Genomic DNA, 24,996 nt, shown 5'->3' with positions numbered 1-24,996 from the left:
AGTACGAACCATGTTTTACGAAAGGTTATATTGTAGAGCCATAAATTGGTAGATAAATCCACCGGTACGAAGCGCTTCTGGAGTTGGTGTGGATCAGGGCCGGACCAGCAGCTTAGACCATCATTTCGTTCTGAGCCGGAACACGGCTCGCAGCCCCTTAAGGCAGTTACAGGACGGCGTTCACGACCCTGCGGAGGGCGTTAGCCAGCATTCGCTTTACGAATGGAAGAAGAAGTTTGCGGCGTCGAACTCCAAGGGCAACGACGAGGCCGAGGAGATCAGGCGACTGAAGAAGGAACTGGCTCGCGTCACCGAAGAGCGAGACATTCTAAAAAAGCGGCCACGTATTTCGCCAGGGATGCAAAGTGAAGTACGCGTTCATTGCCCTGCATCGCTTACAGTTTTCGGTGCGGACGATGTGTCGCCTTCTGCGGGTTCATCCCAGTGGATTTTACACGTGGCTGAAGAAGCCGCTGAGCGAGCGGGCCAACGCGGACAAGCGGCAGACCGATCTGCTCCTGAAGGCGTGGGAAGAAAGCGGAAAGGTTTACGGTTATCGCAAGCTGCACGACGACCTTCTCGATCAGGGCGAGATGTGCTGCCCGAACCGGGTTGCGCGTCTGACCCGTCTTGCCGGGATCAAGGCGCAGATTGGTTACAAACGCCGTCCCGGAATCTACGGCGGCAGGCCTGCCGTCTCGATCGACAACACGCTCGACCGGCAATTTAACGTAGCGGCTCCGGACAAAGCCTGGGTCACGGATATCACCTATATCCGGACCTGCGAAGGTTTTGCTTATCTGGCCATCGTCATCGACCTCTATTCCCGCCGGGTCATCGGCTGGGCACCGCAGAGCCGCCAAACCACCGATGTCGTTCTACAAGCTCTGCTTATGGTGGTGTGGCGACGCAAACCGAAGGACAAGGTGCTGATCCACTCGGATCAGGACTCGCAGTTCACCAGCATGGACTGGGCCTCGTTCCTCAGGCACCACAATCTGGTTCACTCGATGAGCCGACGCGACAACTGCCATGACAATGCGGTGGCCGAGAGCTTCTTCAATCTTTTGAAGCGCGAGAGGATACGTCGCAGGGTCTACCGTTGCTCTATCCTCCATTGAAGCAACATGGGTACAAGGTTCGATTTTCGCCAACGATGTCCTCATCGCTCAACTGGCCGGTCCCGATCGGACGATCGACACCGTGGACCTGGAAAACGTGCTTGTCGATATCTGGACCGACTGTAATAATTTCCTTCATGGACGGTTCTCACGATTGTGACCTTTGTTGCCGCCTTTGGCGCTGGACAAAGTTGAGAACGCCTTAAAGCTTTTTACGTCTGCTCCAGCAGGTGCGGTCGTTTGCTGTCGTCAATCACCGGGCTCGCTCCCAAAGCTCGAAATCCGCTGGGCTTTGTTGAAGTCGGACAGCAGTTTGGTGATGAACTCGTTGCGAAAGTGCCGGTTCCGGAGATACGTTTCCAAAATATGCGAAAGACCCGGGCGCGTCTGCTCAAGTGATTGAAGCGCCTTTTTTGCCAGTGATGCATCGTCGCGCTGACCGGCGATGGCCGCCAGAAGGCACCAGTAGAATGCGCTGTCGTTAACCTGCTGATCCCGCAGCACCTTCAATGCGTCATCAAAAGCACCGCGCTGGTAATAACTGGCCGCCAGAAACGTATAGTCGGACGGTTGCGGAACTGCCATCAGTTCGATTGTTGTTTTGATGATCGCTTCTGCCTGCCCATAGTCTCCGACCGCAAAGAGCCGGCTGGCAATCAAGACCCTTTCCCGTGCATTTTCAGGAAGCACCGCGAGTGCTTTTGCGGCCGACGCCTGAAAGCCCTTTTCGTCCTCGGCCTGGAATTCGATCATCGTTCTGGCGCGAAGCGTGAGCCAGGACGCAGGTGCAAGCCTCTGAGCGTTCTGGTATCCACGCCACGCTTCTTCGATCTTAAGCTGGCTGCCCTTGCGATCGCCACGGTCAGCGGCCGCAACGCTGTCCTCAATCCCTACAAGGGCCAGCAAGGCCCATGCCCCGGCATAATCGGGTTGCGTTCCGACGGTGTCAGCCAAACAATCTGACATCCATTGCCGATCAGCGTCGGACATCATCGTCAGCTTGTTGAGACTGTGAGTTACGCAGACATAACCAACTACCGGCTCGACCGGCAGGCTGCGCTGTTCGGCAGCGCGGATTGCGGCATTCTCGCCCACGAGTTCTTGCACGATGGTGTCAACGAACCGTTCCTCGCTCTTTTCCACAATTGTTGACGACCAGAGTACGATGCCGGTTCTGGCATCGACCAACTGCCAATGTACCGCCAGCCCCTGGGCTTCCGCCCCAACTTCGCTCGTAACGACGTAAACGCTGTGCAGGTTTGAAACACTGGCAGCATAACGGCGCGCCTCGGCAAAATCTTTTGTTCGCACAACGCCGTTTACATCATAATATGCCATGGCGCTTGACAGACGAACGGGAAGACCACGCGCGAAGAACACGGCACGCTCATCGTCGGTCAGCGCCGTCGCCTCCGGAATAAGGATGATGGGCGGCTCGCGGACGGCGGGGGTATGTGTATGTCCGGCGAGAAACAACCATCCCGCCAGCAGGATCAAGGCGACGAACAAGACTCCGGCAGTGCGGCGGTAAGCGGCGCGGACGACGTTCGACAACAAGCCGGGCATTTTGTTTCCACCTGGACCGGCAAGACCAACGGCAGGCTCCTCGTCATCAGGTGAAGCGTCGTCGCGCTCAAAGGCGCTGTCCGTGAAGGTCGGGACGTACCGTCCTTTTGGTAATGATATTATAATCGGATCGTTGCATCCTTCGCTCCGGTAGTATTTTTCCAGGGCCGCCCTCAACCTGTTTGCCGTTGTCCGTACGATTCCATCATGCGCGCTATCAAAATCACTGCTGCGGTTGAGCACTTCTATGCCAATCGAGTAAGATTTTATTTTATCCTCGCGCCCTTCGAGCGTCTCTATGACGACGTAGCTCAGGAACTTTCTCAGTCTTTCCGAGTTTTCAAATGTTTTCGACTTTAGAATACGAGCAAGTTGCGCGCGCGTTTGCTTATGGCGTTCCATGACATCCTCGTTATGCAGGATAATAAAGTATAAATTTTCGCGGCGTAATCACCGGAATCTATATGTTTTTGCTGTTGGAGATTTGCTTGCCGTCAAACGGTCGCGCAACACCTAAATCTCTCGCCGTATCTGTTTGTATCGTCTCGTATCCCGTTCTCCGAACCGTTTGTAACCTACTGCGAGCACCCGTTTCCTGATGAACTGAATTTTCAAATCACCCAGTCGTGCTTTTGTCAGCGCATGCACCAACATCAGGACTGGTTTGATTTCTGGCCGACGGCTTTGCTGCGGCCAATCAGCGGGGATATCGGGGGCGCGAATGTTTGAGCAGTTTGTCATGCCCGATGAGGCGTGCGTCGAAATAGTCGCGAGCGCCATTGCCGACCAACGCATTGGTTGTGTCGTTCAGACGGTCTGGTCCCTGAACCCAAGTGAAGACGTTCTATACGGTGAATGCCTCGCACGGATGATTGATCCCGACGGAGAAGTGATTGCGGCAGGCGCGTTCGTTTCCCGCCTTGAGGCTGGTGGCGGCGCGCCTATGCTTGACCGCCATATGCTCAAGCTGGTCCTGGATCGTCTCGAGGCGGACCCGATGGCGGTGCTCGGCTGCAACATGTCTGCAGACAACTTTACAGATGCAACTGTGTGGTGCGGCATTCTGGACCAGATCCAATGTCGCCCCTACCTCGCGCCGCGGCTGATCCTGGAGGTTACCGAGTCGAGCGCCATCACCGACTTATCCTTCAGTGCCCGAAAAATCGCCGACGTTCAGAAACTGGGTTGTCGTGTTGCGCTCGACGATTTTGGTGCAGGGTTTGCCTCGCCGCGGCTTGTCCAGCTTATCGATTTCGACATTGTGAAAATCGACAAGGCGTTCGTCCACGACATTCGTCCTTCGTCGGAAGGCTCCAACAGCTTACGCCACATTGTGGCATTTGCGTCGTGCTTTGCCCCTGCCGTGGTTGTGGAAGGCATTGAGTCCACGGCGCAAGTTGATGTCGCGCGGGCAGCTGGCGCAACGCACGTTCAGGGGCATCTTTTTGCCATGACACCCGCCCGCATCGTTGCCGCGCCTCGCAATGCAGAGGTTTCATGAGCCTTAACGAAAAATCTCCATCAGCATCCGGGATTGGTTCAGGCTGCGCACGGGTTCCCGAGGGCGAGAAAGCTGCGTCGGCGGCTTTGGTTCTTGCCGGTTGTTCAGCCATCTCTGGCGCAATCGTAGGGTTTCTTCTGGCGGGGAATATTTACGTCAGCGCCTTCTTGTTGATTTCGGTTCTGCTGGCCGGCTGGGTCGGCTGGTGGGCAAGGGGGCTCTATGACGAATCGTAATCCCCTGTTTGGTTCTTATGGTGTGCGCTCGGCGCTGCTGCTGTTTGGAAAACGCAACAACGGCGCCCAAACGTCGGTCGGTGGTGTTGCTGAAGCTGTTTTCGGAAGGCGTGCGCAGCAGCCGGATCGAGGCGCGTCCCTCCAGGAGGCGCGGCTTTCCTTTTTGTGTTCGGAGCTACTGGTCCTGTTTGAAGATAAAGCTTTTCCCAAAGATGCCCTGCCGTTTGCGCTGGAATTCGACCGGGAAGTGCCGCGCCTGCTGGTCGGGAACAGCGCTGTCGTCACAATCGACGGGGAAACGGGATACCTCGTGTTCAACGAGTTCGCTACGCATGCCGGCTTGATCGTCGTGACCGCAAGTGAGGAACGGTTGATCGATCATGTCGTGTGTCACCTTGCGGCATCCGGAAATGCTTCGGGGAAAGAGACAGCTAACAAGGCCGCCCAGATGCTGGTCGGGCGGACGCTCGCCGATGTGGAGCGCAGGCTGATTTTTCAGACACTGCGCTATTGCCACGGCAATCGTATACGCACTGCCGCCTTGCTCGGTATTTCGTTGCGGACAATCAGGAGCAAGCTTCGGGGGTACTGGCAGTCCGCCGAAGCGGAAGGAGAGCAGTCATGAACGCTGCTCTCCTTCCAATCATCGTCAGCGATCCGACCGCTTTGCTGTCTCCAAAAACCTCGGGTGCCTGGAGCGCGCTTGAAACGAGATACGCGTCTGAAATTTCATCGGACGAACTGGATTATCTGTTCGCACTGTTCGTGCTCGGACTGACAAGCCCTTTCTACGCAGACACGAGCCCGTTGGCACATCTTGACGCCTGTCGGACTCTGATGTCGCTGAAGCTTGATCGTGATCGGATCGAACGGGCGTTGCATTCCGTGCCAATCATCACTCGGAGCTGGGTCGAAAAGGCTTTTTCCTCGATTGAACAACTGGGCGTCAAAGATGGGCGAGCCCTGTTCGAACAGCAGCTAAGATCCAATCAATCATTCAATATAATCGAATTGTCGCCTGTTAAAAATTCTGGCGACGCAGGGGAGACATCATGACCGAATCTACCGTCGTTGTTGGTGCGATCAGTCCGAATTTTAGCTCGGGATTTGTCAATAGTTGGATGGCGTGCGGCGGCGACACCCGTTCGCTTCGGCGGCGCTTGATGGCTGTTCTACGTCTGTCCTCCATGTCGCTGGGTATGGGTCGCAAACGTATGGGCATCGGGATGCTGGGTGTCGGTGGCGCGCTGGCTGCAAGCCTTGGTTTCGCGGCGCCGGCGCTCGCAGATGTCTCGGTGACGCCGTCGGGTGCGTGTTCCCGACCGGGCTTTGGCGGATTTGGTGCCTGGACCTGCCAGGTACCGACTACCAGCGGCGCCTTCGCGACAGTGAGTGGGATTCCTGCTGACTTCTTCGGCGGCGTGGACCTGACGGCGCTGAACAACTGGACAGCCGCCAATCTCGGCACCGGCGCGATTGCGCTGGGTGACATGACGACAAAAGCGACCGGCGCGAACGCAGTGGCGGTCGGCAACGGTGCCAACGCAACTGCGACGAGAGCAACGGCGCTGGGCGTGAATAGTATGGCCTCTGTTGTTGACGGCGTGGCTCTCGGCTCCGGCTCTGTTGCCAACAGGGCAGCAGGCTTGGCCGGTTACAACCCGACCGGCGCGGCGACGCCTGCCGGGGCTACCTGGAACAGCACCCTGGCTCCAGTCAGTGTGGGCAACGGCACCACGGTCACCCGCCAGATCACCGGTGTGGCCGCGGGTACGCAGGCCACCGATGCGGTCAATGTCGCCCAGTTGCAGGCCGGACAGACGCATTACTTCAGCGTCAATCCGACCGGCATCGGCAGCATCGACCCCGGCAACTACAACAATGATGGCGCCACTGGAGGCTATGCCATTGCCATTGGCAGGGGGACGCAGGCTCAAGGTCAAGGCACCGTGTCCATTGGCTCAGGTACGGGCGCTGGTAGCACGGGTGACGGCAACACGAGCGTGGGTTTTCTCACTGGCTTTAGTGTCACAGGGGACAACAACTCTGCTTTCGGTACTTCGGCCGGAAACGCTGTGAGGGGCAGCCACAACACCGGCGTCGGCTGGGCTGGGGGCAATAGCGTTACCGGCAGCGAAAACACCGGCGTGGGGTATTCCGCCGGTAGCAACTCTACTGGCTCGAGAAACGTCTCCACCGGGTCGAATGCGGGCCGTTATGTGACCGGTGACAGAAATGCTGCCAGCGGCTACTTCGCGGGCCATACCGTCGTGGGCCGCGACAACACCGCCACCGGTGCAGATGCAGGTCGAGACGTGACCGGCGACTATAACGTCGCCAGCGGCGTCGGGGCGGGCCGCGTCGTCAGGGGCTTCAGTAACGCCGCCACGGGCTCAGGGGCCGGACGAGACGTCACAGGTGACGGGAACACGGCCATGGGCGCCGGGGCGGGCAATCTTGTATCTGGCACTTACAACATCGCCACGGGCATGGGCTCGGGTTACTCGGTGGTCGGCAATTACAACAATGCTTCCGGTTACTTCGCCGGCCTTGGCGTGACTGGCGATAACAACGTTGCCCTGGGCACTATGGCGGGCACGAACGGGTTCGGTGGCGCAACTCTGGCCATCAACAATGCCGTGGCCATCGGCACCTCTGCGCTGGCATCGAAGGACAATGCCATCGCCATCGGTAACACCGCACAGGCCACCGGCGTGGATTCCATCGCCATCGGCCGTGAGGCGATTGCCACCGGCTCGGTTGCCATGGGTGCGGTTGCCCGCGCCGGCAATGGCGGCTCGGCCTTCGGCGACGGTGCGATTGCGACCTATCTCGGCGGCGCGACTGTGGCTGGTACGGTCGCCGGCACGGCGGTCGGCAAGAACGCCATCGCCGACATTTCGGGCGGCACGGCTCTTGGCAGCGGTTCCTCTGTCACGGAGGCAAACGGCGTAGCACTCGGCTCCGGCTCGGTTGCCAACACGGTGGCTGGGATCGCGGGCTATGTCCCGACCGGCGCAGATGGCGCCGCGATCGCTGCCACAACCAGCACGCTGGCCGCAGTCTCGGTCGGTTCTGACGGCAACACCCGCCAGATCACCAATGTCGCGGCCGGTACGGCCGCCACAGATGCGGTAAATGTTGCACAGTTGGATTCTCTCTCTGACTATGTCGTGGACAACCAGACGCATTATTTCAGCGTTAACGACACAGGCGCTGTGCGTGGGCAGGTGGACGCCACCAACTACGCCAATGACGGTGCCACCGGCATCGACACGCTGGCGGCGGGACACAACGCCCAGGCGAACGGCGACGCCTCGACCGCACTGGGTACACGCACCAATGCCGTCGCCTGGGGCGCCACGGCGATCGGTACGGATGCTGGCGCATGGGATGTGGCCGCGACTGCTGTCGGCCGAGGTGCGCAGGCGCAGGGATTTGCATCAACCGCGATTGGCGAAGCCTCGGCCGTCTATGGCGAGTTGGGTACGGCTGTGGGTTCAGCAAGCTGGGCCTCCAATCACGCAACGGCGGTGGGCCAGTTCAGCCGGGCCGCTGGCTATCAATCGACTGCGGTAGGCCAGGGTTCTGTGGCCGCAAACACTCAGGACACGGCCCTGGGGCAACAAGCCAACGCCGCAGGCGGGGCATCGACTGCCGTGGGCCAGCTCAGCGAGGCCACGGCGGCGTATACAACTGCCTTAGGGCAGGACAGCCACGCGACAGCCAATTATGCCACCGCACTGGGTCAGTACAGCCAGGCCACCGCGGAATATTCGACTGCCGTAGGTGAGGGCTCGCTCGCCAACAACTACAACACCACTGCCGTGGGCCAGGCCGCCCAGGCCACTGGGGTATACTCCACCGCGGTAGGCCAGTTCAGCCAGTCCATCGGCGAGCGCTCGACCGCGGTCGGCATGGCCTCGCGCTCGGACGGCAACTTCTCCACGGCACTGGGCCAGGAAGCCCAGTCCACCGGAGAACTGTCGGTCGCCGTCGGCATGGGCACGGTGTCCAGCGGCCTCGCCAGCACGGCGGTAGGTCAGGTCGCCGAAGCATCGGGCGACCATTCCACGGCATTGGGCCAGAACAGCAAGGCCACCAACATCTGGACGACCGCCGTGGGTGAAGGCTCCATCGCATCGGGCGAGAACGCCACCGCCGTCGGCCAGCACGCGGAGGCCGCAGGCCTCTACAGTACGGCCATTGGGCAATACGCCATAGCGTCGGGCTCCTACGCGACCGCTTTCGGGCAGGCTGCCGAGGCGACGGGCGATAATTCGAGCGCCCTGGGGCAGTTCAGCAAGGCATTGAACGCCAATACACTGGCCGTCGGTCACTCATCGACCGCCAGTGCGGATGCCGCGACAGCCATCGGCCAGTTGGCGAGCGCGTCGGCACTCGGGGCCACGGCGCTGGGGCAGAACAGCCAGGCGACCGCCGAAGGCGGCGTAGCACTCGGTTCCGGCTCGGTTGCCAACACGGCGGCGGGGGCGGCGGGCTTTGTCCCCACCGGCGGAGACGCGGACGCGATCAACGCCACGCAAAGCACGCTCGGCGCGGTGTCTGTCGGCTCTGAAGGCAATACGCGGCAGATCACCAGCGTCGCGGCGGGTTCGGTCGATACCGACGCGGTCAATGTCAGCCAGCTCAAGGCGCTGGATGCGACCGTGGTCGCCAACAAGACCCATTACTATAGCGTCAACGACGGTGGCACTGCCGGCGGCAATTACAATAATGACGGCGCGACTGGCGTCTATTCGCTGGCCGCAGGCGTTAATGCGGAAGCAAGTGGTCAGCAAGGCGTGGCCCTCGGCTTCAATGCCAATGCCTCTGGTATTGGCTCTATTGCTATAGGCGGAGGCAGTGCATCGGGGCTGAATAGCATATCCCTTGGTGGTGGACTCGCAGATAGCGATTATTCCATTGCTGTTGGCGCGTTCAGCGAATCCAACGGTCCGGCTACCACAGCTTTGGGCTTTCAAGCCGGTCTTGGAAGTACCGGTAGCAGCAACGTCTTCACCGGGCTTGCAGCAGGCCGTCAATCAGACGGTAACAACAATGCTTTCATCGGTAGCTTTGCAGGGGGTGCCGTAACCGGGGATAACAACACTGCGATTGGATTATTCGCAGGCGCGGGCGCAACTGGTTCAAGCAATACCTATGTCGGCCAACTCGCCGGGTGGGGTGCCAACGGCTCACAAAATGTTGCGCTCGGAGTGAACGCCAACGCCTTCGTGACAGCCAATGATACTGTTGCGCTGGGTAGCAATTCCGCGGCGACGATGGATGGCTCGGTGGCGCTCGGCGCCGGCTCGGTGGCAAACACTGCGGCAGGGGCGGCAGGTTATATCCCACCCGGCGCGGATGGTACCGCCATCAATGCCACGACCAGCACGCTGGCGGCGCTTTCTATCGGGGATGCGGCGAATGGCCAGCTTCGCCAGATCACCGGCGTTGCGGCTGGTAGCGTTGATACCGACGCGGTCAACGTCAGCCAGCTGAAGGCGGTTGGCGGCAGCGTGACAGGTCTTCAGGAGCGTGCGGTGAAATACGATTGGACCGATGCGAATGGCAACGGCATCGTTGATCCCGGCGAAGTCGATTATACGAAGTCGACGCTCCAGGGCGCGGGCGGCACCGTCATCGCAAACCTCGCCGACGGCGCGGTCAATGCGTCCTCGACGGAGGCGGTCAACGGCTCGCAGCTCTATGGTGTCTCCAACAGCATCGCCAATCACCTGGGAGGCGGCGCTACGGTGAATGCCGACGGTTCCATCGCGGGCCCAACCTACAGCATGCAGGGCGGCAGCTACACGACGGTGTACGACACCTTCGAGGCGGTCGATCTGAATCTCACAGAGATCAACAATTCGCTGAACACTATCAACAACGGCGGTGGCATCAAATATTTCCACGCTAATTCGTCCGGCGCCGACAGCGTGGCGGGCGGAACAGACAGTGTGGCGATCGGCCCGTCGGCGGTTTCTAAAGGTGCAGGCAGCTTAGCCGCCGGCAATGGTGCCCTCGCTTCGGCCGGCGGTTCCATTGCAGTGGGCCAGGCGTCGGAAGCGTCCGGCCAGGGCAGCGTCGCACTGGGCGAGGGAGCAACAGCCTCCACCGACAACAGCGTTGCTCTGGGCGCTGGTTCGACAACGGCGGCGGCGGCCGGTACGGCCGGAACCACGATCAATGACAAGTACTATACCTTTGCGGGCGCCTCTCCGACAGGAACGGTTTCCGTCGGCTCCGTCGGCGAGGAGCGCACGATCACCAACGTTGCTGCTGGTCGCCTGAACGAGACCTCGACGGATGCGGTCAATGGTTCGCAACTGAATGCGACCAACCAGGCGATTGAGGATCTCGACACCGGTATCGGCGAGCTCGATAAATTCGCGGTCAAATACGACAATGATGGCACGACCAAGTCCAACACCGTTACGCTCCAGGGCGGGGATCCAAATGCGCCGGTCCTGATCTCCAACGTTGCCGCCGGCGTCAAGAATACCGACGCCGTCAACGTTGGGCAACTCAACGACGGTATCAAGACAGTCAACAACTACACGGACAACCGCGTGAACTATGCAATCGAGACGGCAAACACCTATACCGACCAGAAAGCTGCAACGACACTGAACCAGGCCAACAACTATACCGACTATAGATTCGGGCAGCTGAATCAGGAACTCGGTGAAGTCCGGTCGGAGGCGCGTCAGGCGGCGGCAATCGGTTTGGCGGCGGCTTCTCTGCGCTATGATGACCGGCCGGGTAAAGCAAGCGTTGCCCTTGGTGGGGGCTTCTGGCGTGGTCAAGGGGCACTTGCCTTCGGTGCAGGCTACACAAGCGAGGATGGTCGTGTGCGGAGCAACTTGTCGGGCACTGTAGCTGATGGCCATTGGGGCGTCGGCGCCGGCTTAAGCTTTACGCTCAATTGAGGCGGCTATGTTTAGGCAAGCCGTAACCACCGTCCAAATGATAGCGACTTGCCTGCTCCTGTCCGGCAGCCCGCCCGCTGTCGGGCAGGAGATATCGCCTGGGGGTCCCGGTTTCCACGTTAAGCCGTCCGAGGTGAACGTTCCAGAGGGTGTCCCTCTGGGCCAGTACCGCAGGACGACGACGCCTTTTGGAAACTGGACACTCGTCTGTGACGAGAACCGGCAGGCAAAGCAGATGATCTGCAATGTCAGTCAGGTGATTGTGGATCTTGCCGGCAACATGGTTTTCAGCTGGTCATTGGCCGCAACCAAGGATGGCAAGCCATTCATGGTTTTGCGCACGCCTCCTCGTGCCAGGAGTGACGGAAAGATTTCGTTGAAGTTTCCAGGGCGCGTTAGCCCGATAGAAATCGCGATGGACGGCTGCAATGAGGTCGTCTGCGTCGCCAAGGTTCCCGTTGGGCCTGTTCTTCGTGAACACATCGGCAAAGGATCCAGCCCCCAAATCTCTTATTCCGTCGCGTCCGGAAAGAACATCTCATTAACCGCGTCGCTGAAGGGGCTGGCAACCGCCCTGTCTGCGATAAATTAAATCGAGCACAAGATGACACAGCAATCCATCCACGACCGGATCATGTCCCGAAGCCCGGGACTTACTGACGGCCTTAATGCAGGGGCCGCGAATCCAGCGCCGGTTGCCCGAAAAAAATGGATGCGAGTGGCGCTCGCAACGGTCCTGGGAACCGCGGCAATAGTTTTCGGCGGGTTCATAGCGGTACACTTTCCCGTATTTGAAAACGTATTTGCGCAGGGCGCGAAGGCAGATAGGGTGGATACTGCCAAGGCTGAGCCATCTCTGCCTGCAACTCCGTTCCTGGAGCACGCCAAACAGGCTGGTATCAAGACCTGCGGAACGGTATTTCCGGTATTGGGCCAGCTGCTCGCAAACGGCGCGCAATACAATGTGCAAACGCAATGGCATAACAGTGAACCCGACAAGCATACCGTGCAGGCGCTCGTCGGCATGAACTATGCCACCACGGCCTATTCCGGTCCCGCTGCAGGTATCGTTTTCGCCTCGCCTGTTGGAGCGGCATGTGAAGGGGCCATGGTCAGGATCGCTCCCTTCCCGAAAAAATGCGCAGACGTGCCCCCGATCCTGCCAGCGGGAAGCGTGCAGGCCAACGCATTGGGGCAAATTCCTGTCTACAACCTTCCGGATAAGGGAGGGCAGGTGCTTCTGCTTCCTTCCGACCAATCCTGCATAATCGTTTCGGTCAATCAGGCGGCGGGTTGAGACCATGAGTCATTCCATTCTCATGTGCCGAAAAGGCACCGAGCAAGGTTCAATTCCCGACGCAACGACACAGTTCATCCTCAAGATGCGCATGGACGCCATCGGTGCGACAGGCGGTGCAGCGGCACCAGGTCCTCAGGCTGTGGCGTCAGGCAACATTCCAAATACGGGGCCGGATTCCCGATTGCCGTGGGTTTTCCATCGAGACGCTCCGAAAGCACTCTGTTTGTCCGCACAGCCTGTGTCGCAGACCTGGCAGAAGGAGCATCAACAATGATCATACGACGCATCGCCACCGCCGTGGGCCTCTTTACCCTCGCCGGTATCTCGACAGTCTTTGCCGCGGATCCGCCTGTCACCAACTCTGAAATCCCGGTGCCTCCCGTTACGCAATTCGAATCCGGTAGCGGGGACCAGAAGGGCATCTGGGCGGCGATCGCCTATTCGGAAGGCGATGCAAGGCATGGCTTCTTTTGGGGAGCAGACAAGCGACCGGAGGCCGAACAAACGGCACTGGAGCACTGCAAAAAGGCAGGCGGTGCTTCCTGCACGATCGTCGCGGTGTTTCGGAACCACCGGCACTGGAACGATGATGATGGCAGCGGATTTCCGTACAATCATTGTGGCGCTCTGGCTGTAAGCAAGAGGCAGGCTGGTGAGGCACGGGCATGGGGAGCAAAATCCGCCTCCACTCAAAAAGAGGCGGAGGAACTTTCGCTCTCCGCCTGTGAAGTTGGCGGCAGACAGTGCGAAATCCGCGAACGGGTTTGCACCTGACCCAACGCAGAGCCATATACCGCGAGTATTTATTGATGAAGAAGATCCAGGGAATTAATGGTCCTAGCCAGCCGCTCGAAGAGAGCCTGAAGTATCAGGCTGAGTGTCAGTTCGCGCTCGAACCATCCGCGACCAGGCTGATAGAAATGGCAACCGAAGCCGGCTGGGACCATCAACAGGTGGTTTATGCTTTGCTGAATATCGCCTCAACACATATTTTGGACAGGACGGTCCTTAAAGCCAAGTTCACCTATCAATGAGGCGGCGTGCTTCTTACGACTGGACTGGCGAAAGTCTCCGGCGCCGCTATCGCAGAGTTCGTGCCGCCAAGGCTGCTGCGCTTATAGCCTTTATCGGTCTTCTTAGCCTTCTTGCCTCGTCGGCGCGTTGATTACGCTGCAGCGGCAAACCAACCCGTCAAACAATGAAGCCACGGGACGCGATGCGGCGCTCGCCGGCTGGATAAACCAATAACAAACCTATTCATTTGGAGCGATTTTGAATGCGGGACCAACGTTGTAGCGTCGGCGTCGTGATGAGAACTAAAAACAGGGCGGTTCTGTTGCGAAGAGCGCTGGAAAGCGTGCAGCATCAGACACATGAAAACTGGCGGTTGATCGTAGTAAACGACGGCGGCGACACCGAAGACGTTGACTGGCTGGTAAGCGAAATTTTTGAGGGGGATGCCAGAGTTCAGATTATCCATCATCCCATCTCTCTGGGGATGGAGGCTGCCTCCAATGCAGGTATCGCGAAGCTCGACACGCAATATGCCGTCATACACGATGACGACGACAGCTGGTCTCCGGAATTCATGTCCTCCATGGTTGCCGCCATAACCCAGAAAGCCGCGATGTTTCCCTCGATCAAGGGGATCGCATGCCGTGTCAACAACGTTTACGAGACGGTTTACGGGAACGAAATTACAATCGATAGAGTCGAACCTTTCCGATCTTGGCACTCTGATGTCTTGGAAGAGGGTTTTCTGAGCGTACAGAAGATGCTCGTAAGAAATCAATTTCCACCGATCGCATTTATGTTTGGCCTGCCTGAGGCTAGATCTTTGGAACTGTTCGATGAGACCTTGCCGGTGCTTGGCGACTGGGATTTCCATGTGCGATTCATTCACAAGCACGACATTTGGGTTCTCCCGGAATATCTGAGTTTCTACCATCATCGAATGTCGGCCTCCGGCTCGCTCGGCAATACCGTACATGCTGGTCAAAGCCGCCATCGACTTTACAACCAGAAAATTCGTAATGATCTCATCCGCAAAGCGATGGGCGAAGACGGACATTCCAGATTCAGCCTGGCGATTCCAAGCGAGATTCAAGAGCTGTCACAGAACGAATTTAATCACATTCTGTGGAAGCTGGGGCAATTGGAATGGGCAATCAACAACAGGAAGCCTGAACGACCGAAGTGGCGCAGAGCTTTGTCGACCGATTTCAGGCGCGTTCGGAACTTTCTGTTGAGACGGGATAACTGAGTTATGATGAAATACAAGCTGGTAACGTTCGATATATTCGACACGTTGGTCCATCGTCGGTTGCGTGCCCCGGTTGACGTCTTTGAGGCTGTGCGCCTGTCTCTCGTGCAAAAAAAAGTTGCATTGCGCAAACACGACATTCTGGCGTCATTTACGCATGATCGTATTCGGGCTGAGGCCGAGGCCCGTGAAAACTTTGAAAAGGCGACAGGAGGAGAGGGGGAAGTCAATTTCGCGGAGATTTACGATCGCTACGAAGAGATCAGCGGATGCGGAAAAGACTTAAGATTACTACTTGAAGCTGCGGAACTGGGGCTCGAAAAGGCTTTCCTGTTTGCAAGCGCCGAGGGACTCGAAATGTTTCATCAAATGAAACTTTCCGCCGAACAGGTCGCATTCATTTCGGACATGTATCTGCCGAGTGATTGGCTGGGCGCGATGCTGGAAGAAAAAGGATTTGAAGGTGCGTCGCAGTTGCCGATTTTCGTTTCGGGGGAGTACCGGAAAAGCAAGCATCGCGGAACACTTTATCCGGAAGTCGCGCGGGCGCTTGCTGTAGCACCGTCCAGTAAGTGGTTGCATATTGGTGACAATCCGCACGCTGATATAGCAAAAGCGCGCGAATATTCGATAAGTACAAAATTTGCAGACTGGGCCAAGGTTGACAACCGTCGGATTGTCTCTGATGCTCCGCAGAGAGAGTACTTTGTCAGAAGCGTTGTTGATTTCGTTCAAACGCCGCAATCACGTCATTTCCTGCCAGATGATGAGTACGCCAGCCTCGGCTATACGGTGTTCGGCCCCCTGATCTTCGGCTTCATGATGTGGGTTCTTGCACGTACGAAAGAGGCGAACCTTAAACGGCTCGCTTTTATCGCACGTGATGGGTGGCTGCCTCATCAACTCTTCGAACTCCTGAAAGTGCAGGCGGGCTTGGGCAACGTCTCGAGTTCTTACGTCCATTTTTCGAGGCGGGTCGGTCTTCAGATTGGTCTGAAAGAGTGGGATATAGATCAATTATGGGCGGCCTTCGGCGGCAAGGTTGCGCGGCCTATTGAAGAATGTTTGGCCACGCTTGGATACGACGCAAATTCGATGGGGCCTCTCCTGGAGCGATTTGGCTTTGAGGTTGGCTCTCCTGTTGGCGAAGGCAGGCGCTCAGCTGCACACATGCTCGCCACAACCACTTTCAATCGGGGGCTGAGATCTTCCTCAGCGCAACGTGAAAAATTCAAGAAATACTTCGACGAGCATTTTTTTCCCGGCGAAAAAACCGGTTTGGTCGACATCGGCTGGAACGGTAACATTCAGCGGTATCTCATCAGCGCACTCGATAGCCGCTATATGAAGGACCAGTTCATCGGGCTTTATTTGGGGCTGCATTCGTCGGCCTGTCCAAACAGAGATCGAGGACTTGTTCTGGAGGGCTGGATGTCGGACTTCGGACGCGTTCCACACGTGCAGGAATACCTGCTATCCGGCGGCGTCGAGTTGCTGGAATTTGCTCTGACATCCGATCACGGCACCGCGCTTGGTTTCACCGAAAACAATGAAGGAAACGTCGTGCCTGTTCTTGAGGACCTTCTTCCTGATGAGGCGTCTTATCGGGAAAAAGCAATGAAGGTGCAAACGGGTATACGAAAATTTGTTAAAGATAACCGGTATCTTCTCGACTATTACGATCCAGCGCTCCTCAGCCACACGGCTTGGGTGGCTCCCTTTGAACAACTGGTCAACGCTCCTACACAGAACGAATTGCGTTTGTTGGCGGGTTTGACGCATTCGGACACGGCTGGGGTCACGTCTTCACGTTTGGTGCTCGCAGCGAGGCAGAATGACAAGACGCGAAAATCTAAACGCTTGATGGCGCTAGCGCGAGAAGAAGCGTTCTGGAAGGTTGCCTTCGACAGGCTTAATTCCTAGTCGCTGTTGAACGCGGTTCCGTTGCAAGTCGAGCGGCCTGCAATTTCAGTCCGTTTCCCAAATCGTGAAATGAAGGCGGCATGATCCTGTGCCCTGCCGCCACGCTCGCCTAGACGTCAGAGCAACTCCCAATCTGTTGCGGCAGAGCGTCCGCTGCTTTGGCCTTTGATCAAAGATGCAATGTCCGAGGCGGTGATTGCCTCTTTTTTTCGACAAGTGCGATACCACGGTAGAATTTGATCGCTGCGATACTCCGTGCAGCATTAATCGCTATATACTTCTCGCGAGGAGTTCCTACATGAAGAGCGAAATCGTTGTATTCATAGTCCGAAAATATGCTGTTTTGAACGTCGATCAACATCTTGAAGAAATTGACCGAGGTGGTCGGCGCATCGCGGTACTCATCGGTATGGCTCCAATACATGCACTCCAGGTCCTCCACGAAGTACATCCCTCCGTCTTTCAGACCTGTCGGAAATAGTGCATTGAAAGAAGCTATCTGATGAGATGCCATATGGCTCCCATCGTCGATGATCAGATCGAAAGGCCCAAAGTCGGCTGCGACCTTTTGTAAAAAGGCACCGTCATCTTGCGAACCGATCTCGACGAAAATATCGTTTGACGGAGAACTGTATACACGACAGGTTTCGTCGATATCCACGCCAACAATGGTTGCCCCATCCCCGAAATACTCTTTCCAAAGCTTCAGTGAGGCGCCTTTGTAGACACCTATTTCCAAGATTTTAGGTCGCTGACCACGAAAGCGAGAGAACTCACTGTCATAAATGTGAAAATAATCGAGCCACTTGTGCCCGCCGGGGATTTTTTTCCAGATGTTACCAGACACGGTATCTTCCAGCGCATTAATCGTGGGCGCACTTTGAGATGCCCATTCCTCCATCTCGCGCATCTCGGGAGCAAGATAGAGGAACGGTTCTGTGGCCCCTTCGTCCTCGCGGTTTTGATCGCCTAACAACATCAGCCTCCTGAAAAAAGCACTCACTGCGAGCTCTCCCCGTTAACGCGAGAGGCGTCACCTCTATAATCCTTCGTCGCTATTGTCAGCTTTGCGATACCGGCTATTGCTGGCGCCAACCGATGCACGCTTTGCCAATAGTTCATTCTCACTCGTTCCTCGTCTGCAATTGCCCATCGGTCGGCTGGGCGATCAAACGCGGTGATCGAAGCTTTTGGCATTGCTGGCGCTTTAGCGACCATTGGAGCTGCGTGCTGGTCATGTATGCGGTGCTTTCGGTGGTATGGAGAGCGGGCGCTTTTACAGGTCGTTCTTATCCGGTATCGCTATGGAGATGACTTTTCATGGCCCACCGTTTTTTACAGCAGTTGCCTGCGGAACTTTCGGACTGCGCGCCGCTTTTATGCCGGTCACAAACAGGGCGTCCGTTCGAGTTGAGCGATAAAAGTACCCATAACGCGCCCACGCTCTGTTAACAAGACATCCGGTATGCGTTCATGGCACCGAGCCATTTTGTTATCGTCATGTTGAGCGCCCAATCTTGACGGATCGTCGGACTCAATAGTGACAGCTGCAAAACGTCCAGCGCGACGGCGGAACACTTGAACTCGTACGTGTCAAGTTTGAGCTCTTTGCTGGTTGGAGACGCCTAAAGAAAATTTTCTCTCCACTCTGTCGCCGGAAAGGTTGCAGCAACTGGCGATCGCCGAGTTCGACAGGACACGGTCGATCTGGTATCTCTTGGTCCAGGCCATATCGATCACAGTGCCTTGCGACTCACCAGGATGCTCGAAAGTGAATTTGCGCGAATACGGCATTCAGCTGCAAATGAACTCTATGTAGATTCACCGATTACAGTCTTTGCGACCCATCTGTTGCGAAGCTATTCTCCTCTCGACCGACGGAAAATACCGCAAATGCAAGACGGGTTTTCTTCAAAGGCCCTTGCGCGGGTGGCCAGCTTCATTACGGCCACATGGCCAAGAAAATCAACCTGCTCGACATGGCCAAGATCGCTGGGTTTTCATCAAGCCACTTTACTAATGCCTTCCGTCAGAGCACAGGTCAGGCCCCCCGGGAATTATCCTGAGCCTCCGATTGCGCGAAGCTGAATGACTGGTAACAACCAGTAACACGCCGCTCAGCGAAGTGGCGGCAAACGGTCTTTTCTAGCCAGAGTCACCTGACCGCAGCTATGCGCCAGTCCTGGTCGATGACTCCGGGGCGAATTGAGGAAAGGTAGTTTGCAGGAATAAGTCGGCATTCGTGAGGCGTGTTGGAAGCACGCGGCCACGGCGCACCATTCAGGATGAACGTGATTTCCCGGCATTGATCAGTTCGGATCGGTCAGACCGGACCTCACCCGGTTAACGACTGTCCAGATCAGAAGGACGCACATCGTTGGCTGGAGATGCCATGTCCAGTCGGGCAGCGTGCCGAACATTGCCACAAGTGCGCCCAAGGCTCCAAAGAGTGCGGCACGGTCGCTCTTGCCCATTGGCCCCTCGTAGTTGCGGCCGTTGCCATGCGCGACGCCAAGAACGCCAGCAAACTCCGTCAGCGTCGCAAGGAAAATGATGGCCGCGATCCATGGCAGCGAGAACGGGGCAATCAATACGAAGGGTACATAAAGTGCCGCGTCCGACACGACGTCGGTGATTTCATTGAGATAGCCGCCAAGCGCGGATTGCTGACCATGTTCTCGCGCCAGCATACCATCCACGGCATTGAAGGCCATGCGCAGAAACATCCAGATCGGTACGAGTGCAAACAGCCATGGCTGGGGCTCGACGGTCAGCAAGGTGCCAATCGCCACCGAAACGAGTGCGGCAACCAGCGTCACCTGATTGGCGGTCAGCCCCATTGCCGCCAGCCGCCTGACCAGCGGGCGAAGAATGGATTGGAAAGACGATTTCAGTTTGTAGATCGACATGTCAGCTCGAATCCGGTTGATTGCATCCACGACTGCAGACGAAAGTTGAGGAAATCAGCTGCAAATCTGGGAACTCGTCTGTATAGCTTACTAAGCAGTCAATGGGAGTGAAAATGGCATGATCGAATCCGTGTATGCGAGCCATGACGGTGTGGAGCTCTTCTACCGCACCTGGCCCGCCCGCTCCGGCACGGCAAAGGGTGCGATCGTGCTTCTGCATCGCGGCCACGAGCACGGCGGCAGGGTCGCCCATATCGCCGAAGAACTTGGCCTCGACGATTTCACCTCTTATGCTTGGGATGCGCGTGGCCATGGTCGTTCTCCTGGCGAACGGGGCCATTCGCCATCGTTTGCGCACTCGGTGCGCGACCTCGATTACTTCGTCCGCCATATCTGCGAAACCGGCGGATTCGCTATGGATCAGGTCGCCGTGGTCGCCCAAAGCGTCGGCGCAGTTCTTGCCGCAACCTGGGTACATGATTACGCTCCCGGCATCCGCGCTCTTGTGCTGGCGTCTCCGGCGTTCGACGTAAAGCTTTACGTGCCTTTCGCCAGGCAAGGCATTGCCCTGTGGCAAAAGCTGAAAGGTACGTTCTTCGTCAATTCCTACGTCAAGGCACGTTTCTTGACACATGATCCCGAGCGCATCGCGTCTTTCGAGAGTGATCCGCTGATCACCCGGCCTATCGCGTCCAACATTCTTCTGGAGCTTTACCAGGCGGCTGACAGGGTTGTCACCGATGCTCGCGCGATCACCGCGCCGACGCAGCTGTTCATTTCCGGCAGCGATTTCGTCGTACGCCATATCCCGCAGCATCGCTTTTTTGAGAACCTCGGCAGCACGATCAAGGAACGCTATGTGTTGCCCGGTTTCTATCACGACACGTTGGGCGAACGGGATCGGGTTAATGCGTTGGAAAAGATCCGTTCGTTTATCACGGCACGCTTCGATGAAGCGCCCGTCGTTGCCGACCTTCGGCAGGCGCACCGTTCAGGCTACAGCCGCGATGAAGCCGACAGACTGGCGACCCCCTTGTCGATTGCTTCGCCACGCGGGCTCTACTGGGCTTTGACCCGGGCCTCGATCCGGTTCGGCAGTCTCTTTTCCCATGGCATCAGGACTGGTGTGCGCACGGGGTTCGATTCCGGCTCGACGCTCGACTATGTCTATGAGGACGCGGCACGAGGAATTGGTCCCGGTGGGCGTTTGATCGATCGCCAGTTTCTTGATGCGATCGGCTGGCGTGGCATCCGCCAACGCAAGGTGCATCTTGAGGAACTGCTGGGCAAGGCATTTTCGCGGCTGAAGGCCGAGAGCAAGCCGTTGCGTGTGCTCGACATCGCCGCCGGCCACGGACGCTACATTCTCGATGCGGTGGCGAAATCAGACATAAGGCCGCAGAGCATCCGGTTGCAGGATTACTCGCCGATCAATGTCGAGAAGGGCAGCGCACTCATCGCCGAGCGCGGCCTTAAGGACGTCGCGACCTTCCATCGCGCAGATGCCTTCGATACAGCCGGCTTGGCTGCGATCGAGCCGAAACCGACGCTTGCCGTGGTTTCCGGCCTCTACGAACTCTTCCCGGACAACGCCGCTATTGAAGCCTCGCTTCGCGGTCTCTCTTCGGCGCTGGAGCCGGGATCGCTGCTGCTTTATACCGGTCAGCCTTGGCACCCGCAGCTTGAGATGATCGCGCGGGCGCTAACCTCTCATCGCGGGGGTGAGGCCTGGATCATGCGCCGGCGTACCCAGCAGGAAATGGATCAGCTGGTGGCGGCCGCAGGTTTTCGTAAGATCGAACAGCGTATCGACAAGTGGGGTATTTTCACCGTATCGATGGCAGAGCGTATCTGAGGGCGGTATGGGCGAGGGGATAACATCGGTTCCGGCGGGCACGCGCGGCGCTGTCGTGCGAACAGCTGCGCTCTGGCTTCTTTTTCTCGCGCCATTTTTCTACCTTAGCTATGGCGCGGCGAACTGGTTTGCCTCGTTGCGAACAGATGTGCCGAACCTTGCATTCTCCTTCGAAAAGCACATTCCATTCATCGCCGGGACAATCGTTCCCTATTGGTCGATCAATGCACTTTATGCACTGTCCCTCTTTGTTAACGATACCCCCGACGAGGTGGGCCGTTTGGCTCGCCGCTACCTGACGGCCCAGATCGTGGCCATTGCTTGCTTCCTCGCATTTCCCTTGCAGGCGATTTTTGTACGGCCGGAAACCCATGGTCTTCCAGGCTTCATGTTCGATGTTCTCGGCGGCTTTGACAAACCGTTCAATCAGGCGCCTTCGCTGCACATCGCCCTCCTGGTGATCATCTGGGATCATTGGCGCGGCCGCCTGAAGGGCGCCGTGCGCGGGGTCTGGCATGCATGGTGCCTGCTGATCGGGCTTTCCGTGCTGACCACCTGGCAGCATCACGTCATCGACATTCCCAGCGGTGTGCTGCTCGGCCTGTTTGCGCTCTGGCTATTTCCGACCGGTAAAGCATCGCCGCTTTCTGACTTCTACCCTACGCAAGACCGAAAGGCGTGTCGGTTAGCGCTCGTCTACGGGATCGGGGCGGCGGCTTTCCTCTTGATCGCGGTTGTTTCGGTGCGCGGTAACGGGGCAGCCCTTTTGTGGTTATGGCCGAGTTTGGCACTTGCTCTGGTGTCGATTGGTTACGCTGGTGCGGGACCGCAGGTCTTTCAAAAGGAAGCTGACGGAACATCGAGCCTTGCGAGCCGCTGGCTGTTCTGGCCCTACCGGCTTGTCGCGCGGGTGAACCGCTTGTGGTGGACACGCAATCTTCCGGCCGCGGTCGACGTCGGCGGCGGGGTTTTTCTCGGGCGCACTCCGAACCGTGATGAGCTTTCAGCCTATGGGGAAATCGTCGACATGACGGCGGAATTTCCGGGGATTCGCTCTTCGGGCGTGATCTGGCGCGCGATCCCGTCGCTCGACCTGCTACCGCTCTCTCCGGCAAGCATTCGCGTGGGAGTGCTGGCGATTGACGAAGCGCGCAGCCGTGGCCCTGTGCTCGTTTGCTGCGCTCTCGGCTTTCAACGCAGCGCGGCCGTCATTGCATGCTGGCTCGTGCGTTCGGGCCGTGCGGCCAATGCTGCCGCTGCCGCCGAAAAACTCAAGGTACTTGGACGACCGGTTCACCTCAAGCCGGAAGCCCATGCGGCAATCGACGAGGCCGCGCGATGAACGACTGGAAAACAGAAACGGCGGGTATGGCCCGGCGACTGCAACGCCACGGCGTGGGTGGTGGTATGATCGCACTTGTTCTACTGGCCGGCGCACCATTGACGGCCGGTGCGGACGGATTCACCGCAGCACCCGGATGGTGGCTGCTGCTGGCCTTCTGCCTCGTTCCCCTTGCGCTGGCAATTCATCTTCAGTTTGACACTCTTCTCTTTCGCGTCGCTGCATCACATGACAGTGAAGAGGCGGGACTGGCGGCGATTGACGACCTGTTGGCACGCATGGGGCTTCGCGCAAGACCCGCTGTTCCGGCGTCCATATTGCAGCGTTTTTCAGGATGCTGCCGGCTCCTTCTCCTGCAATGGTTGGCTCTTTCCGCCGGCATCGTGCTTTACGGCATTCTCCTGCTGGACGCGTTGAGCGGTGGTCCATCATGAGGGAAAGGGCCTCTCTGCTGCAGATCGTATCCGGTTCTGTTCTTGCCGTGTTTGCCCGGGGTGTGACAGGGGTGCGTCCCATATGGGCCGGGTCGGCGCCGAATGGTCGCCAGCGTATCTACTATGCCAATCACGCAAGCCACGGCGATTTCATTCTTGTCTCAACATGCCTGATTCCAGCCGAGCGCAGCCGGACGGCGGCGGTCGCCGGGGCGGATTACTGGGGTTCGGGTCGCGTCCGCCAGTTCATCTCTTGCCGGCTGCTGCGAACAGTGCTGGTTGAGCGCAACTGGGTGGAGCGGGCCGCCGATCCGATGCAGGTCATGCTCAACGCGCTCGATGCGGGTCAATCGCTCATCTTCTTTCCAGAGGGAACGCGCAACATGACGGAGGAGCCGCTGCTGCGGTTTCGTTCCGGCCTTTACAATCTTGCAATTGCCCGGCCGGACGTCGAACTCGTTCCCTGTTGGATAGAGAACATGTCCCGCGTTTTGCCCAAGGGTGCCCTTTTGCCCGTACCGCTTCTGTGCCGGGTCGTCTTCGGCACGCCGGTGACGCTTAACCAAGGCGAGGACCGCAAGGACTTTCTCGACCGTGCCCGCCAGGCTCTTCTTGCACTTGCCCCCCGAAAGGATGGAAACAACCGATGAGTGACGATACCACGCGGCTTTTCTTCGGTCTGGTCGGCGTGCTCTTAACGGCTAGCGTCGTTGCGGGCGTGTTGTCCTGGCGCAGCCCGAAACCCGTGCCGTCGACGCTGAACAATCTCAATGCGCGCATCAAGGCATGGTGGATCATGGTGGCGGGCATCAGCTTCGCCTTCCTCATCGGTACAGGCGGTGTGCTGCTGCTTTTCGCCTTTGTTTCCTTCGCCGCTTTGCGGGAATACGTAACGTTGACCAATACGCGCCATGCGGATCGCTGGACGTTGCTCGGCATGTTTCTGGTCATCATCCCGGTGCAATATTACCTGATCTGGATTGACTGGTATGGGCTCTATTCAATTTTCATTCCAGTCTATTGCTTCCTGGCCATGCCGGCTCTGACGGCGATGCGCGGCGACACGTCCCGTTTCCTCGAACGTGTCAGTGAACAGCAATGGGGCATCATGCTTTCCGTGTACTGCATCAGTCACGTGCCGGCGCTCGTGACCCTGCCCATTCCCGGAAATGAAGGCCGCGGGCTGCTCCTGATCGCCTTCCTGATCGCTACGGTACAGGGCAGCGATGTGCTGCAATATACTTTCGGCAAGCTGTTCGGCCGTCACAAGGTCGCTCCCGGCGTCTCGCCGTCGAAGACCTGGGAAGGGCTGATCGGCGGTGTCTCCGGCGCGTCGCTGATGGGCGCAGGACTTTATTGGCTGACCCCTTTTTCGCCGTTGGAAGCGGGAGTTTTGTCCGCGCTTTCCTGCATCATGGGCTTTTTCGGCGGTCTTGTTGCCTCTGCTATCAAACGCGATCGGGGCGTCAAGGACTGGGGCCACATGATCGAAGGTCATGGCGGCATGCTGGATCGGGCGGACAGTCTGGTTTTTGCCGCGCCCGTATTTTTTCACATTGTCCGCTACGCGTGGACGTAGTTGGCTCAACGGTCGTCTGCAGATTATCAGCG

Annotated in this window: 21 protein-coding genes and 1 pseudogene; 19 read left to right on the top strand and 3 right to left on the bottom strand. The window is 57.9% G+C overall.

All coding sequences use genetic code 11. The features are described from left to right. Positions 1-196 precede the first annotated feature (196 nt). Positions 197-1,103: pseudogene (locus QSK43_RS19300) on the top strand (IS3 family transposase); the annotation flags it as partial. A gap of 267 nt (positions 1,104-1,370) precedes the next feature. Here QSK43_RS19300 and QSK43_RS19295 read toward each other — a convergent pair. Continuing rightward, positions 1,371-3,089 (bottom strand): tetratricopeptide repeat protein, encoded by a 1,719-nt coding sequence (locus QSK43_RS19295; protein WP_332304800.1) that lies wholly within the window; start codon positions 3,087-3,089, stop codon positions 1,371-1,373. A 319-nt stretch (positions 3,090-3,408) separates the two neighbouring features. Here QSK43_RS19295 and QSK43_RS19290 point away from each other — a divergent pair, with 319 nt between their 5' ends. From QSK43_RS19290 to QSK43_RS19235, 12 genes are all read left to right on the top strand, one after another. Then, positions 3,409-4,188 (top strand): EAL domain-containing protein, encoded by a 780-nt coding sequence (locus tag QSK43_RS19290; RefSeq protein ID WP_332304799.1) that lies wholly within the window; start codon positions 3,409-3,411, stop codon positions 4,186-4,188. After that, complete coding sequence (locus QSK43_RS19285) at positions 4,185-4,424, top strand: hypothetical protein (RefSeq protein WP_332304798.1); 240 nt, start codon at positions 4,185-4,187, stop codon at positions 4,422-4,424. The genes QSK43_RS19290 and QSK43_RS19285 overlap by 4 nt, the downstream gene beginning before the upstream one ends. Next, positions 4,411-5,049, top strand: a complete 639-nt coding sequence (locus QSK43_RS27200; RefSeq protein ID WP_442967859.1) for a helix-turn-helix domain-containing protein — start codon at positions 4,411-4,413, stop codon at positions 5,047-5,049. Before QSK43_RS19285 ends, QSK43_RS27200 begins: the two co-directional genes overlap by 14 nt. Next, positions 5,046-5,480, top strand: coding sequence for a hypothetical protein (locus QSK43_RS19275; protein WP_332304797.1), 435 nt, complete (start codon positions 5,046-5,048; stop codon positions 5,478-5,480). The genes QSK43_RS27200 and QSK43_RS19275 overlap by 4 nt, the downstream gene beginning before the upstream one ends. Then, positions 5,477-11,359 carry a hypothetical protein gene (locus tag QSK43_RS19270; RefSeq protein ID WP_332304796.1) on the top strand — a complete coding sequence of 1,961 codons (5,883 nt, stop codon included), beginning with the start codon at positions 5,477-5,479 and terminating at the stop codon, positions 11,357-11,359. Before QSK43_RS19275 ends, QSK43_RS19270 begins: the two co-directional genes overlap by 4 nt. A 7-nt stretch (positions 11,360-11,366) precedes the next feature. Further along, a complete protein-coding gene (locus QSK43_RS19265) occupies positions 11,367-11,951 on the top strand; it encodes an invasion associated locus B family protein (RefSeq protein ID WP_332304795.1) in 585 nt (194 codons plus the stop codon). A 12-nt stretch (positions 11,952-11,963) separates the two neighbouring features. Then, positions 11,964-12,656, top strand: a complete 693-nt coding sequence (locus QSK43_RS19260; protein WP_332304794.1) for a hypothetical protein — start codon at positions 11,964-11,966, stop codon at positions 12,654-12,656. Positions 12,657-12,660: 4 nt separating this feature from the next. Continuing rightward, positions 12,661-12,933: a hypothetical protein gene (locus QSK43_RS19255; RefSeq protein WP_332304793.1), complete on the top strand. Its 273-nt coding sequence runs from the start codon at positions 12,661-12,663 to the stop codon at positions 12,931-12,933. Continuing rightward, complete coding sequence (locus QSK43_RS19250) at positions 12,930-13,433, top strand: DUF4189 domain-containing protein (RefSeq protein ID WP_332304792.1); 504 nt, start codon at positions 12,930-12,932, stop codon at positions 13,431-13,433. The genes QSK43_RS19255 and QSK43_RS19250 overlap by 4 nt, the downstream gene beginning before the upstream one ends. Positions 13,434-13,468: 35 nt before the next feature. Then, entirely contained in the window at positions 13,469-13,693 is a 225-nt protein-coding gene (locus QSK43_RS19245; protein ID WP_332304791.1) for a hypothetical protein, read from the top strand. A 242-nt stretch (positions 13,694-13,935) separates the two neighbouring features. Beyond that, positions 13,936-14,922 (top strand): glycosyltransferase, encoded by a 987-nt coding sequence (locus tag QSK43_RS19240; RefSeq protein ID WP_332304790.1) that lies wholly within the window; start codon positions 13,936-13,938, stop codon positions 14,920-14,922. 3 nt (positions 14,923-14,925) lie between these two features. Further along, on the top strand, positions 14,926-16,845 hold the full coding sequence (locus QSK43_RS19235; protein WP_332304789.1) for an HAD family hydrolase: 1,920 nt from the start codon (positions 14,926-14,928) through the stop codon (positions 16,843-16,845). A 169-nt stretch (positions 16,846-17,014) separates the two neighbouring features. Here QSK43_RS19235 and QSK43_RS19230 read toward each other — a convergent pair whose 3' ends face one another. Then, entirely contained in the window at positions 17,015-17,848 is an 834-nt protein-coding gene (locus tag QSK43_RS19230) for a class I SAM-dependent methyltransferase (protein WP_332304788.1), read from the bottom strand. A 949-nt stretch (positions 17,849-18,797) separates the two neighbouring features. Between QSK43_RS19230 and QSK43_RS27195 the strand changes: the two genes are divergently transcribed. Continuing rightward, complete coding sequence (locus tag QSK43_RS27195) at positions 18,798-18,911, top strand: helix-turn-helix transcriptional regulator (protein WP_442967858.1); 114 nt, start codon at positions 18,798-18,800, stop codon at positions 18,909-18,911. Between the two features lie 243 nt (positions 18,912-19,154). Here the strand turns inward: QSK43_RS27195 and QSK43_RS19225 are convergent, their stop codons facing one another. Beyond that, positions 19,155-19,754 carry a CDP-alcohol phosphatidyltransferase family protein gene (locus QSK43_RS19225; RefSeq protein ID WP_332304787.1) on the bottom strand — a complete coding sequence of 200 codons (600 nt, stop codon included), beginning with the start codon at positions 19,752-19,754 and terminating at the stop codon, positions 19,155-19,157. A 118-nt stretch (positions 19,755-19,872) separates the two neighbouring features. On the opposite strand from QSK43_RS19225, the gene QSK43_RS19220 reads away from it, so the two are divergent. From QSK43_RS19220 to QSK43_RS19200, 5 genes are read left to right on the top strand one after another with little or no spacing between them, the layout of a single operon-like run. Beyond that, complete coding sequence (locus QSK43_RS19220; RefSeq protein WP_332304786.1) at positions 19,873-21,609, top strand: bifunctional alpha/beta hydrolase/class I SAM-dependent methyltransferase; 1,737 nt, start codon at positions 19,873-19,875, stop codon at positions 21,607-21,609. Between the two features lie 55 nt (positions 21,610-21,664). Next, positions 21,665-22,951 carry a phosphatase PAP2/dual specificity phosphatase family protein gene (locus QSK43_RS19215; protein WP_332304785.1) on the top strand — a complete coding sequence of 429 codons (1,287 nt, stop codon included), beginning with the start codon at positions 21,665-21,667 and terminating at the stop codon, positions 22,949-22,951. Then, positions 22,948-23,385 (top strand): hypothetical protein, encoded by a 438-nt coding sequence (locus QSK43_RS19210; RefSeq protein WP_332304784.1) that lies wholly within the window; start codon positions 22,948-22,950, stop codon positions 23,383-23,385. Before QSK43_RS19215 ends, QSK43_RS19210 begins: the two co-directional genes overlap by 4 nt. Beyond that, positions 23,382-24,035 (top strand): lysophospholipid acyltransferase family protein, encoded by a 654-nt coding sequence (locus tag QSK43_RS19205; protein WP_332304783.1) that lies wholly within the window; start codon positions 23,382-23,384, stop codon positions 24,033-24,035. Before QSK43_RS19210 ends, QSK43_RS19205 begins: the two co-directional genes overlap by 4 nt. Beyond that, a complete protein-coding gene (locus tag QSK43_RS19200; RefSeq protein ID WP_332304782.1) occupies positions 24,032-24,964 on the top strand; it encodes a phosphatidate cytidylyltransferase in 933 nt (310 codons plus the stop codon). The genes QSK43_RS19205 and QSK43_RS19200 overlap by 4 nt, the downstream gene beginning before the upstream one ends. Positions 24,965-24,996 lie beyond the last annotated feature (32 nt).

It is taken from the genome of Rhizobium sp. GR12 (assembly GCF_036596185.1).
Taxonomy (GTDB): Bacteria; Pseudomonadota; Alphaproteobacteria; order Rhizobiales; family Rhizobiaceae; genus Agrobacterium; species Agrobacterium nepotum.
The sequence above is the reverse complement of the archived record's forward strand: the minus strand, read 5'-3'. Positions and strand labels throughout refer to the sequence as shown.

Excerpts from the sequence above, each read along its gene's own strand:
- QSK43_RS19220 (WP_332304786.1), top strand. The coding sequence starts at position 19,873 with ATGATCGAATCCGTGTATGCGAGCCATGACGGTGTGGAGCTCTTCTAC.
- QSK43_RS19240 (WP_332304790.1), top strand. The coding sequence starts at position 13,936 with ATGCGGGACCAACGTTGTAGCGTCGGCGTCGTGATGAGAACTAAAAAC.
- QSK43_RS19200 (WP_332304782.1), top strand. The coding sequence starts at position 24,032 with ATGAGTGACGATACCACGCGGCTTTTCTTCGGTCTGGTCGGCGTGCTC.
- QSK43_RS27200 (WP_442967859.1), top strand. The coding sequence starts at position 4,411 with ATGACGAATCGTAATCCCCTGTTTGGTTCTTATGGTGTGCGCTCGGCG.
- QSK43_RS19290 (WP_332304799.1), top strand. The coding sequence starts at position 3,409 with ATGTTTGAGCAGTTTGTCATGCCCGATGAGGCGTGCGTCGAAATAGTC.
- QSK43_RS19275 (WP_332304797.1), top strand. The coding sequence starts at position 5,046 with ATGAACGCTGCTCTCCTTCCAATCATCGTCAGCGATCCGACCGCTTTG.
- QSK43_RS19265 (WP_332304795.1), top strand. The coding sequence starts at position 11,367 with ATGTTTAGGCAAGCCGTAACCACCGTCCAAATGATAGCGACTTGCCTG.
- QSK43_RS19270 (WP_332304796.1), top strand. The coding sequence starts at position 5,477 with ATGACCGAATCTACCGTCGTTGTTGGTGCGATCAGTCCGAATTTTAGC.
- QSK43_RS19210 (WP_332304784.1), top strand. The coding sequence starts at position 22,948 with ATGAACGACTGGAAAACAGAAACGGCGGGTATGGCCCGGCGACTGCAA.
- QSK43_RS19285 (WP_332304798.1), top strand. The coding sequence starts at position 4,185 with ATGAGCCTTAACGAAAAATCTCCATCAGCATCCGGGATTGGTTCAGGC.
- QSK43_RS19235 (WP_332304789.1), top strand. The coding sequence starts at position 14,926 with ATGATGAAATACAAGCTGGTAACGTTCGATATATTCGACACGTTGGTC.
- QSK43_RS19250 (WP_332304792.1), top strand. The coding sequence starts at position 12,930 with ATGATCATACGACGCATCGCCACCGCCGTGGGCCTCTTTACCCTCGCC.
- QSK43_RS19255 (WP_332304793.1), top strand. The coding sequence starts at position 12,661 with ATGAGTCATTCCATTCTCATGTGCCGAAAAGGCACCGAGCAAGGTTCA.
- QSK43_RS19245 (WP_332304791.1), top strand. The coding sequence starts at position 13,469 with ATGAAGAAGATCCAGGGAATTAATGGTCCTAGCCAGCCGCTCGAAGAG.
- QSK43_RS19205 (WP_332304783.1), top strand. The coding sequence starts at position 23,382 with ATGAGGGAAAGGGCCTCTCTGCTGCAGATCGTATCCGGTTCTGTTCTT.
- QSK43_RS19260 (WP_332304794.1), top strand. The coding sequence starts at position 11,964 with ATGACACAGCAATCCATCCACGACCGGATCATGTCCCGAAGCCCGGGA.
- QSK43_RS19225 (WP_332304787.1), bottom strand. The coding sequence starts at position 19,754 with ATGTCGATCTACAAACTGAAATCGTCTTTCCAATCCATTCTTCGCCCG.
- QSK43_RS27195 (WP_442967858.1), top strand. The coding sequence starts at position 18,798 with ATGGCCAAGAAAATCAACCTGCTCGACATGGCCAAGATCGCTGGGTTT.
- QSK43_RS19295 (WP_332304800.1), bottom strand. The coding sequence starts at position 3,089 with ATGGAACGCCATAAGCAAACGCGCGCGCAACTTGCTCGTATTCTAAAG.